Consider the following 17,749-nt stretch of genomic DNA (forward strand, 5'->3'; position numbering starts at 1 on the left):
CGCAGCATACGCGTCCGTTCCGAGGAATGGATCATGCCGATCGCGCCGAAGCCGACCACGCCGCCGTCGATGATGACAAACGTGCCCATCTGGAGCGGTTTATACACCAGGGCAGTGAACCATTGGCCCCTCCACGAATCCGGCGCATGGAACGCAAGCGGAGCAAGCTCTTGTTCTCCGGCGAGTTTCGCTCGCAGCCGGCCTTGCTTATCATGCTCCATGATCACAAACACGTGGTCTCCCACTTGCGGGTGAAGCTCCCGCAGCTCCGGCAATTCCCGGATCGGAAGCAACAGCTGCCTGCCAAGTCCCATCTCGAGGAAACAGCCGAGGCGCGGATGGACGTCGGCCACTTCAAGCTTCGCCGTTTCGCCCAGTGTTAGGTACGGCTTCTTCATCGTTGCGGCCAGGCGGTCTTCCGTATCGAAGAATATAAAGACCTCTATCGTATCCCCCGGCTCGATTTTACCCGTAAGCTCCGAATAGTGAAGAAGCACATCCCGATCTCCGCCATCCAGAAAATAACCGTAAGGGGACACTTCCCTGGATACAACGAGTTTCGTTAATGTGCCGGCAATCAGACTCATACGTTCTCCACCACTTTGGCATCCGACCACAGACGCTCGATGTTGTAGTATTCCCGCTCATCGCGGTGGAAAATATGAACGATCACGTCGCCAAGGTCCATCAGCACCCAACGGGCAGCGTCCATTCCTTCCAGTCCGCGCAATGCCACGCCCTCGTCATGAGCCCGTTTGCGGACCTCGGTTGCGATCGCTTGAACCTGGGTATCCGAGTTACCGTGGCAAATGACAAAATAGTCGGCGATCAGGGAAATCCCTCTGAGATCCAGGACCACGATATCCATCGCTTTTTTATCTTCAGCGGCAGCTACGGCCACATTTAACAATTCATTCGGTTTCAACGTCATGAATTCGCCTCCAATTGCTTAATTAGATCGTTGCGGGCTAGCACCGTCAACGGAAAAATGATTTGTCTGCGCGAGAGCAGATATCCAATCGTCGAATCAAAACCGGCTGCAAGCGCCTCTTCAAGGCTATGGTTGGCCAGTTCGCGAATATTATTCACGCCGGGGAAATCCCGCCCCGGTTCCATATAATCCGCCAGGCAGACCACCTTGTCAAGGAGCGTCATGCCGATGCGCCCCGACGTATGGTACCGGATGGCGTCAAGCACTTCGGCATCCGTTACGCCATATTCGTGCTCCGCTACGAATGCCCCGACTTCAGCATGCCAAAGCTGTTTGTCGTAATGGAGCAGCTCGTCGGAGAGCTTATGCTCCACCATCATCTGATGAAGCTTTTGCACGGGCCAGTATTTGGCCACGTCATGCAGGATAGCGGCCAATTCGGCCTTAACCGGGTCGGCTCCGAACCTGCCGGCAAGGATGACCGCGGTTTCCATGACGCCTTTGGTGTGCTCCCAGCGCTTGGCCGGCATCTGGGAGGATACGGCTTCTATGAGTTCATCACGGCTGTAATCCATAAATACCGCTCCTAACAATATAATCGTATACTCGGTCCGGCACCATATAACGGATGGACGAACCTGATGCCGCTCGGCTCCGAATGATGGTGGAGGAGATTTCGATCAGCGGCATCTCAGCCGTGACAACCGCCTTTTGCAGAAAATCAGGCAGATCATCCACCGATAGTTTGGTTCCGGGACGGTTAAGCCCGATAAAAGTCAGCATTTCCGCCAGTTCGCCGATCCGGTTCCACTTGGGAAGATACGCAACCATATCCGCACCGATAATGAAGTAGAAGTCATGCTCGGGGTACGCATCGCGCAGCTCTCTGACCGTATCTACCGTGTAGGAGACGCCGCCGCGTTTCAATTCCCAATCCAACGTACGAAAAGACGGATGGTCGGCTACGGCTTCAGCCGTCATCTCCAGCCTCATCAGGCCCGTTACGCCGGCATCTTCCTTGTGCGGCGGGATGTGGCTTGGCATAAACCACACCTCTTCCAGATCGTAAGCGTCCCGCGCGCATTCCGCTGCGAGCATATGCCCGATATGAATGGGATCGAAGGTTCCGCCCATTATCCCTACCTTCATCCGGGTTCACCTCCCCTAATAAGAGAGTTATTAATATCCGCTAAGTTGGAGCCGTCCGGCTCCCTTACGGCAGCTCGATGGTTTTGTGGTCTTTCGATTCTTTATAAAGCACGATCGTCTTGCCGATAACCTGCACCAGCTCGGCTCCGGCTCCTTCAGCAAGCTCCTGGGCGATTTCGCGCGGGTCTTCAAGACAGTTGTTGAGCACGGATACCTTCATGAGTTCCCGCTTCTCGATCGCCTCGGAGATATGACGGATCAGATGCTCGTTGCTGCCTCCCTTGCCTACCTGGAACAGCGGATCCAGATGATGGGCGAGCGAGCGTAAATGTCGTTTTTGCTTTCCTGTTAACATGCTTGGTCATTACTCCTTAAACATTCAATTATTAAAACCTGGCGCTTGTCGAAAGCTATATTGTAGCTTTTGCATAAGCATTAATCAATAAACAAAGATATTAAGCCTCGGATTGGAAGCTGGTCAGAACGGCTTCCTTCATGGCCTGCACGGGTGCCGTCAGACCCGTCCAATATTCGAATGCATAGGCGCCTTGATTAATGAACATTCCAAGCCCGCCGTGTATGGTGCATCGCCGAAGCTCCCCTTGCCGCAGCAGCTCGGTCTTCAACGGATTGTAGATCAAATCGCTGACAACGATCCCTTCACGTATGGACTCCGGCGGAATGGGAAGCTCCGAAATCCGGGGAAACATGCCCACCGAGGTCGTGTTAATGATTACATCGGCATCCGACAACGCCTCTCCGGCATCTTCCTCTCCGTACCCTCTCAAGTCCGCAAGCGAGCTCCACTCCTCGGCAAGCGCCAATGCTTTGGCGGACGTCCGATTTACAATGGATATCTTCTCGGGCCCTTCGCCGATGAGGGCATAGATGATGCCTCTTGCGGCGCCGCCCGCACCGATGACAACGATGCGCTTTCCCTTCAGGTCGGGACAGGCTTCATCTTTTAATGAACGAACATATCCGATGCCGTCCGTATTGTAACCCGTCAATTTGCCGTTGTCATTGACGATGGTGTTCACGGCACCGATGCGCTGCGCCCCTTCATCGACGACGTCCAAATACTTCATGACTTCCACCTTGTGCGGGATCGTTACGTTCACCCCTCGAAATCCCAGTGCTTTGACGGCCTGGATGGCGTCGCCCAAGCCCTGCGGACGAATATGAAGGGGGACGTACGCTCCTGACAAACCCAGGGCGTTAATCGCCGCATCATGCATGGCCGGCGATTTCGAGTGGCCGATCGGATCCCCCATTACGCCAAGGAGCAAATAATCACGCTCGTTCATTGGATTCACTTTCATTTCTCCTCTGCCTCTCCCATGATAGCCGGACGGTTACCATGGGGATATATCACTTATATCAGGGATGGACGCGACAGGACTTTGATTCCTTTAGGTACATGAACCGCTACAAGCGCTCCATGCTCACCGTTGATCTTGATCCAGCCGATTCCCGAGATAAACACGTCTTGACGCGCACCTTTAGGAATACGGATTTCGTGTCTCGTCCATTCCGGAAGCTCTTCAAGCCGTTCCTTGGTCGGCGGGGACAGCAGCTCCCCGGCATGCTCCGCAAATAGCGAATCCGCCCGTTCCAGCTTGGTCCGATGAATGCCGAGCCGGCCGCTGATGAAACAAGTAAAGGATTGATGCTCCCCTTGCAGAAAATCAAAGCGGGCGAAACCGCCGAAGAAGAGGGTCTGCCCTTCGTTCAGCTGGTATACCATCGGCTTCAGCGGATTCTCCGGCATGACCGTCCCCAGATCCTCACGGCTCACGAGTTCGCTGTAGCGCCATGGGTACACAATGCCCGGCGTATCAATAATATACCGGCCGTCATCCAGCGGAATATTGACCATATCGAGCGTCGTTCCGGGATAACGGGAAACGGTCAGCTCCTGGTCCAGATCGCTGTAGTCGCGGATCAGGCGATTGATCAAGCTGGATTTCCCCACGTTCGTGGCGCCGACCACGTAGACGTCCCGGTCGCCCCTGTAATGCGCAACCGTCTCCAGCAGCCGCTCAAAGCCTTGGTTCTTCTTCGCGCTGCAGAGCACGATCTCTTCCGTTCTCAGGCCATGCTCCTTGCACTGCTTCTGCACCCAATTCAGAACCTTGTTCCAATTGGTCACCTTCGGCAGAAGATCGGTTTTGTTAACCGCCAGAATCACCGGATTGTTGCCGACAAACCGCTGCAGCCCTGAAATCAGGCTTCCTTCAAAATCGAAAAGATCCACGATGTGAATGACCAGCGCATTCTTGCCGCCGATCTGTCCGAGCAGCCGTAAAAATTCATCCTGGTCTACGGCGACCGAAGAAGCCTCGTTGTAATTCTTGATACGGAAACAGCGCTGGCAAATCACCGGGTCGCGGTCCCAAGCCTTCTCCGGCAAATAGCCCGGCTTGTCCTGTGCAGCGCTCTGAAGCTGTATGCCGCAGCCGCTGCACTTCTTGATGTCATCTCCGCCTGTAGGCAACGTCATGATTTCGGTTCCTCCTCCATCCATAATCCTTTTTTGCGCAAACGGGTCAAGGCGATGCGTTCCACCCGACGATTGACAAGGCGGGTAAACCATCCTTCATCGTTGATGGCGATTGGCATAACCAGAACCGTATACAAGCCGAGCCGATTCCCGCCGTATACGTCGGTCAGCATCTGGTCGCCGACAACAACCGTTTTCTCCGGAGTAAGCTCCATCATTTTCATCGCTTTGCGAAACGGAGTATTGCTTGGCTTGCGGGCTTCATGCACATACTGGATGTCCAGCGGCGTCGCGAATTTAGATACGCGCTCGAGCTGATTATTCGAGACGATGATGAGCTGGAAACCGATCTCCTTCACTCTTTTGAACCAAACGACCAATTCCGGCGTGGCCAGCGGCGCCTTGGCCCCAACAAGGGTATTGTCCAAATCGGTAATGATTCCACGATACCCCTGCTCATATAATTCCTCCAGGTTAATATCAAAAACCGTGTTGACACGGAGCTTTGGAATTAACATTTCAAACAAATTCGTCACCTCAATTTCATACGAAAAACTATACCATATTCCGGTTCCTTAGTAAAAATAATCACGGCCGGTGCCTTCCTTCTTTCCGGATTGCAATCTTTACCAGCAAAAAGACCACCCGGCAGCCGTCGAAGCGGACCGGGCGGTCTTGAAATGACCGATATCAGAACGTATTCATATCAAGCTATCCTGATATCGCAAGAACAACCACTGATGACGCGGTCTGTCTTCTTGGATTACGTTGATAGACGTTTGTCCGGCACAACGCGGACCTTCTTGACGGACTTCTTCAGCTTCTCGGCATCATGTTGGACCGAGCGCCACTGCTCTTCCTTCACTTCCGCAGGGCTGTAACGGGCAGCCTCGAACTGCTGCAGCAGCGGCCTCAGCTCTGCTTCCAGCTCAGGATGTGCATGTGCCCAGCGGCGAACCGATTCACGGAGGGTTTCATGTTCCTGCCTTACCAATCCCTTGCGCTGCACGGAACGGATCCAGCGTTCCGTCTCGGCAATCACCTTATCCGCTGCCGTCAGCGGCTTGCCTGCCCGAATCCGTGCCCCGGCGAAGCGCAGGCTGATGCGCATTCTCCACAAGATATACAGAATCCACAGCACGATGACAACCACCGCTGCCGTTACTATGACTTTAACCCATCCGGATGATGGATTATCAGAAGTTTGGGCAGGAGTTACCTCGTCCTCGGCCTTCTCTTCCTCTTCGACTTCCTCCTCGATGACGGGCTCAGCCTCGGCGTCGGCCGTTAGAATCGGCATGCTGAATCCCGGAGTCGCTTCGATCGGAACCCAGCCGTACTCGCCGAAGTATACTTCAACCCAGGAATGAGCGTCGGCGTTCGTGACGGTATAGTTATCAGGCTCGATCGAGGTTTGGCCGTTGACCGGAACGTATTCCGAAGCCGTCATCCTGCCGGGGGCGTAACCCTTGACCCAGCGTGCAGGAATATCCAGCGACCGAGTCATCATCACCATGGACGTAGAGAAGTAATCGCAATACCCTTCCATGATTTCAAACAAAAAGGCATCTACGAAATCGTCGCTCTTTTTGAGCGTAAGGTCAGGGGTGTTGGTATAGGTATAGTTGCTCGTTAAATATTGTTGCAAAAGCATGACCTTCTCATACGGCGTGTTACCGTCCGCCGTAATTTCTTCGGCCAGATCCGATACGCGGTCCGGGAAATTTCTCGGCATCTGGACATAAGCTTCGTCGAACGAGCCGGTGTACAGCTCATCATACGTTCTGGCGCTCAGTTCATCGATCGGGATGACGGGAACTTCGGACGTTATGGTATAACTCTTCGGATAGTCCGCATCGCGAACGTCGTCCAGATGCATCTCCGCGCCTTCGTTCACCCAGCTGAGACGGTCCGGATCGATGTCCTCATCCAGGCTATCCAGCTGACGAACGCTGTAGGCCCCGAACAATACCGGATACACCGTGTCGCTCAGCATCGTTACCGATTGTTCCAGCTTTTTGGTAGGTACGGATGTGCCGGCTTCCTCCGGCAAGGGGTCACCGATGTCGACTCCCGTCCCGGATCGACGGCTGCTGGCTCCGTCAGCCCAGCCCGTGCCCGAGTATACGGCTCTGGTTTCGCCGCGCCAATAGCTGCGTTCTTCCGAGGTGATCGACATCACCGGCGAATAATCAAAATTAAAACCGCCGCCAAGATCGTTATCCTCTCTTCCGTAACCGGACATGCTTTCGGACGCCGACTCGATAAGGGTTCCGGTCCCCGATGTGCCGACGCCGGATAACGGCACCCCGTTCCACTCTCTCCAGGCCGTATAAGGATCGGTCAGCGTCGGCTTCACGTGGGGCATGTTCACGCCGGCCACGATAATCAATGAAAAAATGACCAGAATATTGGCAATAATCTTAAACGGATACTTCGATAGATTGACCCATCCTTGAGGAAAGCGTCTACGGAACCGGTTGAAATGGCTGGATACGAGCCAGCCCATTCCGGCCCCGACAACCCAAGCAATCTCATCCCACAGCACGATTTTCGTGAAGGAATCCAAAATGGCAAAACTGATGACGTGGATCCCGACTACCAGAAGCACGCGTCCCTTGGTTTTGGCCCAGCGGGCAAGAAAGAGGAACATGGCCCAAGCAGCGATAGCAAACCATAAATAAGGAAAGAGATACAGGAGTTCCTCGGTCAGGAAACCTTCCGCTCCGAAGACAGGAACCGGATTGCCGGAAGTTTTCAGCAAACTGTATACGCAATACAGGATCAATAGAAACTGGAGCACCACTCGGTAACCCCGCTTGATCGGCAGCAGCGCTTCGGTAACCGCCGTAATGGTTAAAGCCGCGATAACGATCGCGGTCGTTTCCGACAGCCATATCGTTTCCGTGAAGGATACCCACTGCATCCCCATAATCCAGATCCACAGCATCGTTAACGTGCTGAAGAAGGTCGTCGATAGTTTGTCCAGCCATAACTTCATCATGCACCACCTCCCAGCGCAGCCGGAAGCTCGTCGAGGGAAGCAACCGAATAACTTGAGATCCCCCGGGATTGCAGGAGCGAAATCGATTCATCGCGTTTTGTCGTTTCATTGGAAGGAGCGATTTGCAAGAAGCAAGGGTTCATCCCCCTGGTCTCCACCCAGCGCATGATCTCTGAAGCCTCTTTGCCGCTCATCGGGCTGATCAGCAGGAACAAGGCTCCTTTTGGGAAATGGCGATAGGATTTCTCAAGGGACGCAATCAGCTTGCTCTTCCGGTTATAATCCACGTCAACCAGATGCTGAATCATGCGCATCCGTTCCCCGGCGTGATCGGCCGGAGCGAACATCTGGGCTTCCTGGGCAGCCGTGAACAGCCCCGTCCCCGCATGCTCCTTGGCCCCGTATTCGATCAGCGAAGCGGCTGCCGATACGGCAAGCTCGAATTGCTGGGCATTGTCGTATCCGTCGGCGGCGCAATCCAGAACGATCATCGTTCGGGGGAAGGACTCATGCTCGAATTCCTTCGATTTCCAAGAGCCGGTCTTCGCCGTTGCATTCCAGTGAATCCGGGAGATCCGGTCTCCATATACATAATCGCGGACGCCGTTAATCTGCGTGGTTTCCCGCCTTGAAGCCGACACCGTGGTTTGCGTCCCGCCCAATCTGGAGTTCCGTATGTTCCGCTGCCACTTCGGAATATAAATGGTTCTCGGCAGAACGCGGAAATCCGTTTGAACCTCGATGCGTCCCTTATGCTCCATCAATCCGAAGATATCTTCGCTTATGCATTCCGTCTTGGAAAAAACATATCGCCCGCGTTCGAGCGGAGGAGTCTGGAATACAAGCTTGCCTGCCCCCCGGAGATTCGGAATGACGCTGTCTTCAAAGGACCAGGAGTCGCCGTTATGCCTCTGCAGCACTTCACGCACGATCATATAGGGCATCGGCAGCAACCCCGGGACATGGACCTCGAGCTTAACGCGCACCTGCTCGCCGGCATGAAGCTGTTCTCCACCGCGCTCCGTTCCCCCAAGGACGACCCGGTGCGCTTTGACGCGATTGACCCCGCCAAAACCCGCGCCGATCAGATAGACCGTCAGAAGGCTGACCATGGAGAAGAGCATGAGCGAGGTTTTCCCTCCCTGGAATAGAACATACAAAAGACACAGGCACCATACCGCCAATACCGCTGCCAGTCTGGACGGCTGCATGCCATTCAAAAATAACGAAACTGCGCGGCGCATGCCTATCTCCCCATCTGAACAGGCACTTTAACCTGACGGAGTATAAACTCAAGCACCGACTCCGGACTCGCATTGTCGAGCCTGGCTTCCGGACGCAGCATGATCCGGTGCGAAAGTACGTAGGGAGCAAGCGTCTTCACGTCATCTGGCAGAACGTAATCCCGCTCTTGCAGGAAGGCATAGGCTTTAACCGCATTCATGAAGGACAGGGTGGCCCGTGGACTTGCGCCCAGCATAACGGAAGGGTGCTCACGGGTCGAGCGGGTGATATTCAGCAGGTAATCGGCAACAGGCTCACCGATGAATACCTCGCGAATCTCGCGCTGAATGGATGAAATTTTATCCATATGCGTCACGGGCTGAAGCTTGTCCGACAGTTGCCCGTCGCGCGAACGGTACATCAGCTGCTTCTCCGTGGCGGCATCAGGGTAACCCAGGCTCAGCTTCAGCATGAACCGGTCCAGCTGCGCTTCCGGAAGCATATAGGTGCCTTCAAAATCAATCGGGTTCTGGGTCGCGCACAGCATGAAAGGATGCGGGAGTTCGTGGGTAGCCCCGTCCACCGTTACGCTGCGCTCCTCCATCACTTCCAGCAGGGCCGACTGCGTTTTGGTTGTGGCCCGGTTGATTTCGTCCGCCAGCAAAATATTGGTCATGACCGGACCTGGCCGGAAGTAAAACATTTCATCTCGAGGGTGGAATACGGAAACGCCTGTTATATCACTCGGGAGGATATCCGGGTTGCATTGAATGCGGCGGTAATCCCCCTGCATGGATTTCGCTAGTGCTTTGATCAGCTGGGTCTTTCCCGTGCCGGGCACATCTTCGATCAGTACATGTCCGCCAGCGAGCAGCGCCGTAAGGAGCAATTGGATCTCAAATTCTTTGCCTAGCAGGCACGACTCCAGATTGGTTCGTACCGAGGTAATGATTTTCATGGATTCTTGGCTTACGGGCATGTATGACTAACCTCCTGTAAGGGAATAAATACTTAATTTAGTACTATTGTACATGATCGAAGTCCCGGAGTACATTCGTAGAGATATTTTGGTTGTTCTCCTTCTTACAGGCCTTTTAGGCAGAAAAAAAAGACCCCGGCATAAAGCCGAGATCTTTTGCTTCTGGATGTTCAAGATGTTATCCCTTCGGGCGAACGAACAGCGCTGCCAGGAAGGAGAAAATGATCGCCGAGGATATCCCCGCGCTGGTTACTTCGAATATCCCCGTCACGACCCCGATCCAGCCGTCCCTCCCCAGCTCCGTCAACGCACCGTGCACAAGCGAGTTGCCAAAGCTCGTGATCGGCACGGAGGCTCCCGCTCCCGCGAATTTCACCAGCGGCTCGTATAATCCGAAGCCGTCCGCGATGGCCCCTGCAACCACCAGCGTACTCATCGTATGCGCCGGCGTCAGTTTAATAACGTCCATCATGATTTGCCCAATGACGCAAATCAATCCGCCAATAATAAACGCCCATAAAAACTGCATCATGTTATCCTCCCATCTCTAAGGCTACGGCGTGAGCGATACACGGAATGCTCTCACCCTGCTGGTAAGAAAGGGGCGACAGCAAGGCGCCGGTAGCAACGACCAGCACTTTTTTCAATTCGCCTTTGCGCATCCGTTTCAAAATATGGCCGTAGGTGACAACCGCCGAGCAGCCGCAGCCGCTGCCCCCTGCATTGACGTATTTCTGTTTTTCCATGTCGTAGATCATTAAGCCGCAATCGGCAAATACCGTGCCGTCCATGATGACATCATTCTGCTGTAGGAGGTCCTTCGCAATGGGAAGCCCGACCGAGGCCAGGTCGCCCGTGACGATCAGATCATAATCCTTTGCCTGCCGGCCCGTGTCCTTAAAGTGCTTCGTGATCGTGTCGGCCGCCGCCGGAGCCATCGCCGCCCCCATGTTGAACGGATCCTTGATACCCAGATCGACCACCTTGCCGATGGTGGCATACGTCACGGCAGGTCCGTCTCCCTTGTCCGAAACGACGGAGCAGCCTGCTCCCGTGATCGTATATTGCGCATAAGGCGGTTTCTGCGATCCGTATTCCGTCGGATACCGGAACTGCTTCTCGACGGTACAGTTATGGCTGGCCGTACCAGCCATGACATACTGGGCTCCACCCGAATCGACGAGCATGGAGGCGACCGCAAGGCTCTCCATCGATGTGGAGCAAGCACCGAACACGCCGATATACGGCACGCCCATCTGTCTGGCGGCAAACGAACTGCTGATGATCTGGTTCATCAAATCCCCGCCCACGAAAAACTGCAGCTGGTCTTCCTTGATGCCCGCCTTTTCGACGGCTTTTCTCGACGCGTCCTCCAGCAGCTTCCGTTCCGCCTTTTCCCATGTTTTTTCGTTGATCTCGATATTGTCGTAGACATAGTCGAAATCGTTAGCCAGCGGACCTTCCCCTTCTTCAGGCCCAACGATCGTTCCCGTGCCGATGATGACGGGTTTGTTCTCGAACTGCCATGTTTGACCGATCACCTTCATGATCGCGTTACCTCCCCTCGATGCCGAAAATAGCGTAAATGATACCGATAATGAACGCAGCCACGGTACCAAATACGATCACGGAGCCCGCCAGCTTAAACATGCTGGCTCCGACCCCGAGGACCAATCCCTCTGCACGATGTTCAAGCGCAGCGGAACACATGGAGTTGGCAAACCCCGTGACCGGCACGGCGCTGCCCGCTCCGGCCCATTGCGCGATTTTGTCATATACGCCGAAGCTCGTCAGAATGACGGAGAGGATGATCAATACGGCGACCGTAGGATTGCTCGCTTCGGTGGTGCTCATATCGAATACGGACATAAAAAAACGCTGAATGCATTGGCCGATCAAACAGATGAGGCCTCCCACCAAAAAAGCGCGCAAGCAATTTTTAAGCACGGCGCGGGGAGGCTCATGCTTTTTGGCAATCGTCTGATATTCCGCCGAGCTCATTGTGGTGATATCAGACTTAGGCTTTTGGTTGGAGCCTGACATTTCAATACACCTCCGCAATTGGTTAAGTATGGAATCCCTTGAACAAACACTGAAAAGCCGCTATGGATATCACTCACATATCATTATGCTTTGAATGATCTCCCTTTATGTTTGGAAAATCATCCTTCTCGCCTAGCATCATGGCTTGTCCGGTCATAGTGACGTCAACGCGAAAATCAGCTTCCAGGAGCATCCTGAAAGCTGAAATTCAAACTCGCTGACTTGATTCGTTTGGAGCCGGGCGTTATACAAGAATGTATTTCAATAAAATGACGAGTAGGATGAACAAGACCATAATGAGCAGAAGTTCTCGGACTTCGGCATGATAGTCGTATCCATCAATCCCATGGCGGTTCATATTCTGCCCCTTCCCGCTGACAACAAACATCCACATGTTTTTCTATATCGTATTCCCGTCCAGGATAGGGGGTGCTTGTTCCAGTTACATTTATATAATGCAGCCTGACGAAGCCGGCTTTGTAGACTTTTCGGATATATGGGGGCATACTAGAAAAGGAAAAACTCTTACATACCTTTTCTAAAGGAGCGATTTCGTCATGAATGAATCAACACTGGAATTATTCCGCACATTAACGGAATTCCCTGCTGCACCGGGCTTTGAGAGGGAACTCCGTTCTTGGGTGAAGGATGCCCTCTCTCCATATACAGATGAGTTCGTGCAGGATCGGCTGGGCAGTTTGTTCGCCGTCCTTCGCGGTAACGATGAAGGTCCGAAAGTCATGGTGGCCGGGCACATGGATGAAGTCGGCTTCATGGTAACCGGCATTACCGAAGCGGGCATGGTTCGTTTCCAGCCGCTCGGCGGCTGGTGGAGCCAAGCCGTGCTTGCCCAGCGCCTGCAGATCATCACGGACAACGGCCCGGTCGTCGGGGTTGTCGGCTCCATTCCTACGCATCTGCTGGATGAAGCGCAGCGAAGCAAACCGGTCGACATCAAAACGATGTATATCGATATCGGCGCCGACAACAAGGCCGAAGCGGAGTCGTTCGGCATTCGTCCCGGCCTGCAAGTCGTTCCGATCTGCGAATTCACGCCGCTCGCCAATCCGAAAAAAATCATGGCCAAGGCATGGGATAACCGCTACGGCGTAGGCCTTGCCATCGAGCTGGTCCAGGCGCTCCATGGCGAGAAGCTTCCCAACACGGTATACGCCGGTGCGACCGTGCAGGAGGAGCTGGGCCTTCGCGGAGCCCGTACTTCGGCAAACCTGATTCAGCCGGATATTTTCTTCGGTCTGGACGCCAGCGCAGCGAACGACATGATGGGCGACAAGAGCCAGTTCGGCCAATTGGGTCAAGGCGCGCTGCTTCGCATCTTCGATCCGACGATGCTGACCCATCGCGGCATGGTCGAGTACGTTCAGGATACGGCAGAGACAAACAAAATCAAATACCAATACTTTGTGTCGCCGGGCGGCACGGACGCTGGCCAAGTGCATTTAAGCGGCATCGGCGTTCCGTCCACCATCATCGGCATTTGCTCCCGATACATCCACACCTCTTCGTCCATCATCCATACGGACGACTACGAGGCAGCCAAAGAGCTTCTGATCAAGCTCGTGAAAGGCTTGGACCGCACGACGCTCCAGACGATACTGGACCGCGCATAAGCCAAACGGGAATGGAAAAGGGTATCCTGCAGGTCTTGAACAGACTGCGGGATACCCTTTTTTCTTTCTGCCTTTACGAAGATAACGTCTCCTTATGCCTGGCGAAGCGAAACGATATGAGCATCGTGACATAAACGATGACAACCAGGGCCGTATTCAGCACAAATATCATGCGAAATCCGATAAGCCCCCCTGCCGCTTGACCCGGAAGCGCCAGCATGGCACCTCCCGCCGCCGTGCCAAACATCATCCCCAGATTTCGCGACAGCGCCAAAATGCTGCTGATCAGTCCGAGGTCTGTTTTGGACGTCCTGCCCATCACCAGGGAATTGTTCGGCGGCGTGATCAAGCCCATGGAACCGCCGAGCAGGACGATAAGCAGGATCAGGAAGAAGATCGGATACGCAGGTGATACAAAGCCCAGCACGATTAGCGCCGCCGTCATGGCCAGCAAGCCGGCAGACAATAACGGGAATGTCCCCAGCTTGTCCGACAAGCTTCCGCTTAAGGGAGAGAATATGATCAGCGACAACGGGTACCCCATCATGATCAGCCCTGCCGTCGCAGGTTCGATGCCCAGCTCGCTGAGCAAAAACACGGGCAGCACAAGCTGCGCGGAGAAAGCGGCCATGTAGGTGATGATGGTAATGAGGATCCCGACGCTAACGCCTGCATCCCGAAACAGATCCAGCTTCATAAACGGAAGATGGCCCTTACCTTTTCGCTCCCAGCGCGAAGACAGGCACCACCCGATGAATGCGATGGCTCCGGCTCCGAACATCATGAACAGCAGCGTAACCTGCCAGGAGCCCCATCCCCACTGAGCCCCCAAATTCACGGCCGTGACCAGTCCGGTCAAGGATATCGCAAAAAAGGCAGCCCCGGGCACGTCCAGCCGGCTCACGCCTTGATCCGGCTCGTCCTTCGGAATGAAACGCTGCGCGAATATCCATGCAACCAGCGAGATCGCTGTTAGCAGCCAAAAGTTGCTCCGCCACGAAAACCATTGAATCAATATGCCGCCAAGGCTCGGACCGATCATGGAGCCCGCAGCCACGAAGGTGCTGATTAAACCCAGCGCTTTGCCGCGTTGTTCCTTCGGAAACACGGAGATGATGAGTGCCATATTCGTGGCTTGATACATGGCCGCTCCGATGCCTTGAAGAATGCGGGAAGATATCAGCCCGTTTAATGAAGGAGACAATGCGCAGCATAGCGCACCGGCCATAAACACGAAATAGCCGATATTGTGGATCCTCCGCCTGCCCAGCATGTCCCCAAGCTTACCCATGACCGGGAGCAGGATGGAGATGACAAGCAAATATGCGGTCACGATCCACTGTGCCGCGGGGATGGCGGAATCAAATGTTCTTGCGATATCTACAAGCGCGATGTTGAACATGCCGGCCGACAGATTGGACAGAAATGCTCCTAAACATATGGTGTATTGAACGATCATCCTTGATTTGCTGTTCATGCAGGACTCACCCGCTTTATTCATGAATTTCGGTGCCGCTCAGAGAAAAAGCTCCCCATGCGGAGAGCTCCACCCTGCTTGAACCTGCGTACCTTGCAAGCTAACCGATGGCCGGCTGCGCCGCCGATTTCGGCCGCACTGGTTCCTCGGCTTTTTTATCCATCCAAATATCGATAAGCCGCGCCACCTCACTAACTTTCCCGAAATAACCCTCGATATTCTCGAGTGTCATGTCATGGGCCGTTTGCGAATACGACGCGCAGGCATCCGACGCAAGCACGATATGATAATCCAGCATGAAGCCGTCCCGGGCCGTCGATTCCACGCACACATTGGTGCTGACCCCCGTCATGATCAAGGTCTCGATCTTCAGCGTCTTTAATACCGAATCCAGCCTAGTATTCACAAATGCGCTGTACCGGTGTTTATTGACAATGATATCGTCCGCCTCGGGCGTGATCTCGTAAAATTCCGCTCCCCAGCTTCCCCTCCGGCACACATGAGCCGAGCGTCCGGAGGACCTGGTCGCCCAAGCCTCGGAATCCGTCGCGCTCTCATGCAGCGTTTGGATGAAGATAATCGGCACATTCAGCTCCCTGGCGGAATGAAGCAGCTTATGCAGCTGCGGCATCATCTCCGCCACCCCGCTAACATCGCAGCCTGCTCTAGGCAATGCCCCCTCCGGATGGCAATAATCGTTTTGCACATCCACCACGATCACCGCCGCTTTGCTTCCCAGCATCAGTTGATTCAAAGATTTCATCGTGACACTCTCCCCTTCAAGCCCGTATATTTGGAATCTTCTTACGCTTACTTCTTGGATTGGTTCACAAACTGCATATCCACCAGGGCATCATAGGTATAATCCCCTTTAAAAATTCCGGTCTCTATCATGACATCCATATCATGCTTCAACGCTTCTTCCGAAATCATCCCGTCCAAGCTCCACAGATTGTCCGCATAGGCACGGTCCAGCGCAGCTTGTATCGCATCCTCGGATAATGTGGGGAATTCGGCTTTCAGATTCTTCTTGGCCAGCTCCTTATCCGACTGGACGACTTCAAGTGCTTCGATGATGGCATCGGTAAAGCTTTGCACGGCTTCCGGATCCTTCTCGATGGTAGACTTCTTCACACTGAGTACCGAATACGAGAAATCCCCGAGATCATGAAATTTGTAAAACGGCTCCTCCCACACGTTCTTCGAAATTCCGTCGCTGATTTGCGGTTCGGCTCCATTGGCGATATCGGCTGCGCCCTGTTGAACCATCGTCACCACCGTGGAGCCGTCGGCCGGCTCCAGCAGCTGCACATCCTTCTCCGGATCGAGCCCCAGCTGAATCAGAAGATAGCGGGTTAAGAGATTCGGTGTCCCTCCATGGCGGCCGGCGTTAATCTTTTTCCCTTGCAAAAATGCCTTCAGGTCTTCGGGGGAATCGCTCGCAGGCGCGGTGCCTTTCTTAGCCATTAAATACACGTTCGCCCGATTGACGACATTGACGACCGAGATGATCGGGTCGGAATTGTTGTTGTTGGCCAAGGCATTGGACTCCGTCCCGCCGATAACGCCCCAGGCATCACCGCTGACCACGGCGGTTACGTGCGCTCCCCCTGCCGCTTGGATAACCTCGACGTCCAGCCCTCTTTTCTCGAAATAGCCCTCGCGCTGTGCGACGTACAGGGGAAGATAGCCCGTGGAGTGGAGCGGCTCGGCGATCACGATTTTCTTGAGCTTCCCGTCGCCGGATGCGGAGACGGTGCTGCCGTTGCTTTTCTCGTTGCCGCAGGCGCCAAGCAGGGCGGTGACCATGACCAGTGCGAACAGCAGTGAACGTTTCCTCATTTTTTTGTTCATATGAATTCCCCTTTTTAATAGAAATAGTTCGTTTTTGGTGGATGTGTCTAGTGCTATTGCTTGGTCAAGCCCTTGGATAACCACTTCTCCAGGACGACGACGCCCCAGTACATCACCATAGACAGCAGCGACAGGACGACGACGCCCACCCACACGAGGTTGATATCCAATATCGTTCCTGCATACATAATCATCCGGCCGACGCCCTGGCTTGAGGCGATGAACTCGCCCACGATGGCACCTGCCAGCGCAAGGGCGATATTAATCCGTAAACTGCTGATGATCCAGGGCATGGACCACGGTACAACGACCTTGGTAAAGACCTGATGCCGCTTGGCGCCCAGGGAGTACATCAGCTTTTCCATATCCGGGTCCACGCTCTTCACGCCGCTGTATGCCGACAGGGCCGACACGACAACCGTCATGGAGAACGCCAGAGCCACCTTCGAGAAGAATCCGATTCCGAGCAGAATGACGAGTACGGGCGCTAAGGCGAGTTTGGGCAATGCATTCAGTATGATTAGGTACGGCTCGCTGATCCCTGCATACGATTTCGACCACCAGAATGATAGTCCGAGCAGTGCACCGAGGAAGGTGCCGAACACAAACCCGAGTATGGTTGAGCCGGACGTGTACGTAATATCCCTTAACAAGGTCCCCTCGGTGATTTGGGTCCAGGTTGTGCGAAGGATCGCGCTGGGGCTGCTCCAATAATAGGAGTCCAGCAGGCCGATTCGCGTGAACACTTCCCATACCAGAAAAACAAGCACGGCTACAGCGGCCCTTCCCCAAACGATCCGTTGGCTCCTGCGGCGCTCCAGTCCCTCTTCATCCAATATGTACGGCACTACCTCCGGCCGTTTGGACGAACCCGCGGCAGAATCCGAGGGTGTCACGGCATGTACGATAAAAGCCTCTTTGCGTGCAGTTTCCATCAGGCTCACTCTCCTTTCG

Annotated in this window: 19 protein-coding genes; 1 reads left to right on the forward strand and 18 read right to left on the reverse strand. The window is 54.3% G+C overall.

Annotated features, from left to right (window positions below; genetic code table 11):
- The 14 genes from HMPREF9412_RS13545 to spoVAC form a co-directional block, all read right to left on the reverse strand.
- The coding region (locus tag HMPREF9412_RS13545; protein ID WP_009592189.1) for a S1-like domain-containing RNA-binding protein at positions 1–587 on the reverse strand (587 nt) is incomplete at its 3' end.
- Positions 584–931, reverse strand: coding sequence for a ribosome silencing factor (rsfS, locus tag HMPREF9412_RS13550; protein WP_009592160.1), 348 nt, complete (start codon positions 929–931; stop codon positions 584–586). The genes rsfS and HMPREF9412_RS13545, both read right to left, overlap by 4 nt.
- Positions 928–1,506 carry a bis(5'-nucleosyl)-tetraphosphatase (symmetrical) YqeK gene (yqeK, locus tag HMPREF9412_RS13555; protein WP_009592200.1) on the reverse strand — a complete coding sequence of 193 codons (579 nt, stop codon included), beginning with the start codon at positions 1,504–1,506 and terminating at the stop codon, positions 928–930. Before yqeK ends, rsfS begins: the two co-directional genes overlap by 4 nt.
- Positions 1,490–2,080, reverse strand: a complete 591-nt coding sequence (locus HMPREF9412_RS13560) for a nicotinate-nucleotide adenylyltransferase (RefSeq protein WP_009592186.1) — start codon at positions 2,078–2,080, stop codon at positions 1,490–1,492. Before HMPREF9412_RS13560 ends, yqeK begins: the two co-directional genes overlap by 17 nt.
- 64 nt (positions 2,081–2,144) lie before the next feature.
- Positions 2,145–2,435, reverse strand: a complete 291-nt coding sequence (gene yhbY, locus HMPREF9412_RS13565; RefSeq protein WP_009592173.1) for a ribosome assembly RNA-binding protein YhbY — start codon at positions 2,433–2,435, stop codon at positions 2,145–2,147.
- A 100-nt stretch (positions 2,436–2,535) separates the two neighbouring features.
- The gene (locus HMPREF9412_RS13570; RefSeq protein ID WP_036672184.1) at positions 2,536–3,402 is read right to left on the reverse strand and encodes a shikimate dehydrogenase; all 867 of its coding nucleotides are present in this window, start codon (positions 3,400–3,402) and stop codon (positions 2,536–2,538) included.
- A 53-nt stretch (positions 3,403–3,455) separates the two neighbouring features.
- The gene (gene yqeH, locus HMPREF9412_RS13575; RefSeq protein ID WP_009592182.1) at positions 3,456–4,583 is read right to left on the reverse strand and encodes a ribosome biogenesis GTPase YqeH; all 1,128 of its coding nucleotides are present in this window, start codon (positions 4,581–4,583) and stop codon (positions 3,456–3,458) included.
- Entirely contained in the window at positions 4,580–5,110 is a 531-nt protein-coding gene (locus HMPREF9412_RS13580; RefSeq protein WP_009592142.1) for a YqeG family HAD IIIA-type phosphatase, read from the reverse strand. Before HMPREF9412_RS13580 ends, yqeH begins: the two co-directional genes overlap by 4 nt.
- A gap of 236 nt (positions 5,111–5,346) precedes the next feature.
- Positions 5,347–7,587: a DUF4129 domain-containing transglutaminase family protein gene (locus HMPREF9412_RS13585; protein ID WP_009592208.1), complete on the reverse strand. Its 2,241-nt coding sequence runs from the start codon at positions 7,585–7,587 to the stop codon at positions 5,347–5,349.
- Positions 7,584–8,831, reverse strand: a complete 1,248-nt coding sequence (locus HMPREF9412_RS13590; protein ID WP_009592159.1) for a DUF58 domain-containing protein — start codon at positions 8,829–8,831, stop codon at positions 7,584–7,586. Before HMPREF9412_RS13590 ends, HMPREF9412_RS13585 begins: the two co-directional genes overlap by 4 nt.
- 2 nt (positions 8,832–8,833) lie before the next feature.
- Positions 8,834–9,790 carry an AAA family ATPase gene (locus HMPREF9412_RS13595; protein ID WP_009592163.1) on the reverse strand — a complete coding sequence of 319 codons (957 nt, stop codon included), beginning with the start codon at positions 9,788–9,790 and terminating at the stop codon, positions 8,834–8,836.
- A gap of 178 nt (positions 9,791–9,968) precedes the next feature.
- The gene (gene spoVAE / locus HMPREF9412_RS13600) at positions 9,969–10,319 is read right to left on the reverse strand and encodes a stage V sporulation protein AE (RefSeq protein ID WP_015734153.1); all 351 of its coding nucleotides are present in this window, start codon (positions 10,317–10,319) and stop codon (positions 9,969–9,971) included.
- Between the two features lie 4 nt (positions 10,320–10,323).
- Positions 10,324–11,337 carry a stage V sporulation protein AD gene (gene spoVAD, locus HMPREF9412_RS13605; protein WP_009592199.1) on the reverse strand — a complete coding sequence of 338 codons (1,014 nt, stop codon included), beginning with the start codon at positions 11,335–11,337 and terminating at the stop codon, positions 10,324–10,326.
- Between the two features lie 7 nt (positions 11,338–11,344).
- Positions 11,345–11,833 (reverse strand): stage V sporulation protein AC, encoded by a 489-nt coding sequence (spoVAC, locus tag HMPREF9412_RS13610; RefSeq protein ID WP_015734151.1) that lies wholly within the window; start codon positions 11,831–11,833, stop codon positions 11,345–11,347.
- Positions 11,834–12,390: 557 nt separating this feature from the next.
- Here spoVAC and HMPREF9412_RS13615 point away from each other — a divergent pair.
- Positions 12,391–13,464, forward strand: coding sequence for a M42 family metallopeptidase (locus HMPREF9412_RS13615; protein ID WP_009592187.1), 1,074 nt, complete (start codon positions 12,391–12,393; stop codon positions 13,462–13,464).
- A 73-nt stretch (positions 13,465–13,537) separates the two neighbouring features.
- Here HMPREF9412_RS13615 and HMPREF9412_RS13620 read toward each other — a convergent pair whose 3' ends face one another.
- From HMPREF9412_RS13620 to HMPREF9412_RS13635, 4 genes are all read right to left on the reverse strand, one after another.
- Complete coding sequence (locus HMPREF9412_RS13620) at positions 13,538–14,941, reverse strand: MFS transporter (protein ID WP_009592196.1); 1,404 nt, start codon at positions 14,939–14,941, stop codon at positions 13,538–13,540.
- 100 nt (positions 14,942–15,041) lie between these two features.
- Positions 15,042–15,704: a cysteine hydrolase family protein gene (locus tag HMPREF9412_RS13625; protein WP_009592147.1), complete on the reverse strand. Its 663-nt coding sequence runs from the start codon at positions 15,702–15,704 to the stop codon at positions 15,042–15,044.
- Between the two features lie 47 nt (positions 15,705–15,751).
- Positions 15,752–16,795: an ABC transporter substrate-binding protein gene (locus tag HMPREF9412_RS13630; RefSeq protein WP_009592197.1), complete on the reverse strand. Its 1,044-nt coding sequence runs from the start codon at positions 16,793–16,795 to the stop codon at positions 15,752–15,754.
- Between the two features lie 53 nt (positions 16,796–16,848).
- Positions 16,849–17,730 (reverse strand): ABC transporter permease, encoded by an 882-nt coding sequence (locus HMPREF9412_RS13635; protein ID WP_009592201.1) that lies wholly within the window; start codon positions 17,728–17,730, stop codon positions 16,849–16,851.
- Positions 17,731–17,749: the final 19 nt, after the last annotated feature.

This window comes from Paenibacillus sp. HGF5 (genome assembly GCF_000204455.1).
GTDB classification, from domain to species: domain Bacteria; phylum Bacillota; class Bacilli; order Paenibacillales; family Paenibacillaceae; genus Paenibacillus_AQ; species Paenibacillus_AQ lautus_A.

Coding starts and splice junctions, on each gene's coding strand:
- rsfS (WP_009592160.1), bottom strand. CDS start 931: ATGACGTTGAAACCGAATGAATTGTTAAATGTGGCCGTAGCTGCCGCT.
- yqeK (WP_009592200.1), bottom strand. CDS start 1,506: ATGGATTACAGCCGTGATGAACTCATAGAAGCCGTATCCTCCCAGATG.
- HMPREF9412_RS13560 (WP_009592186.1), bottom strand. CDS start 2,080: ATGAAGGTAGGGATAATGGGCGGAACCTTCGATCCCATTCATATCGGG.
- yhbY (WP_009592173.1), bottom strand. CDS start 2,435: ATGTTAACAGGAAAGCAAAAACGACATTTACGCTCGCTCGCCCATCAT.
- HMPREF9412_RS13570 (WP_036672184.1), bottom strand. CDS start 3,402: ATGAAAGTGAATCCAATGAACGAGCGTGATTATTTGCTCCTTGGCGTA.
- yqeH (WP_009592182.1), bottom strand. CDS start 4,583: ATGACGTTGCCTACAGGCGGAGATGACATCAAGAAGTGCAGCGGCTGC.
- HMPREF9412_RS13585 (WP_009592208.1), bottom strand. CDS start 7,587: ATGATGAAGTTATGGCTGGACAAACTATCGACGACCTTCTTCAGCACG.
- HMPREF9412_RS13590 (WP_009592159.1), bottom strand. CDS start 8,831: ATGCGCCGCGCAGTTTCGTTATTTTTGAATGGCATGCAGCCGTCCAGA.
- HMPREF9412_RS13595 (WP_009592163.1), bottom strand. CDS start 9,790: ATGCCCGTAAGCCAAGAATCCATGAAAATCATTACCTCGGTACGAACC.
- spoVAE (WP_015734153.1), bottom strand. CDS start 10,319: ATGCAGTTTTTATGGGCGTTTATTATTGGCGGATTGATTTGCGTCATT.
- spoVAD (WP_009592199.1), bottom strand. CDS start 11,337: ATGAAGGTGATCGGTCAAACATGGCAGTTCGAGAACAAACCCGTCATC.
- spoVAC (WP_015734151.1), bottom strand. CDS start 11,833: ATGTCAGGCTCCAACCAAAAGCCTAAGTCTGATATCACCACAATGAGC.
- HMPREF9412_RS13615 (WP_009592187.1), top strand. CDS start 12,391: ATGAATGAATCAACACTGGAATTATTCCGCACATTAACGGAATTCCCT.
- HMPREF9412_RS13620 (WP_009592196.1), bottom strand. CDS start 14,941: ATGAACAGCAAATCAAGGATGATCGTTCAATACACCATATGTTTAGGA.
- HMPREF9412_RS13625 (WP_009592147.1), bottom strand. CDS start 15,704: ATGAAATCTTTGAATCAACTGATGCTGGGAAGCAAAGCGGCGGTGATC.
- HMPREF9412_RS13630 (WP_009592197.1), bottom strand. CDS start 16,795: ATGAACAAAAAAATGAGGAAACGTTCACTGCTGTTCGCACTGGTCATG.
- HMPREF9412_RS13635 (WP_009592201.1), bottom strand. CDS start 17,730: ATGGAAACTGCACGCAAAGAGGCTTTTATCGTACATGCCGTGACACCC.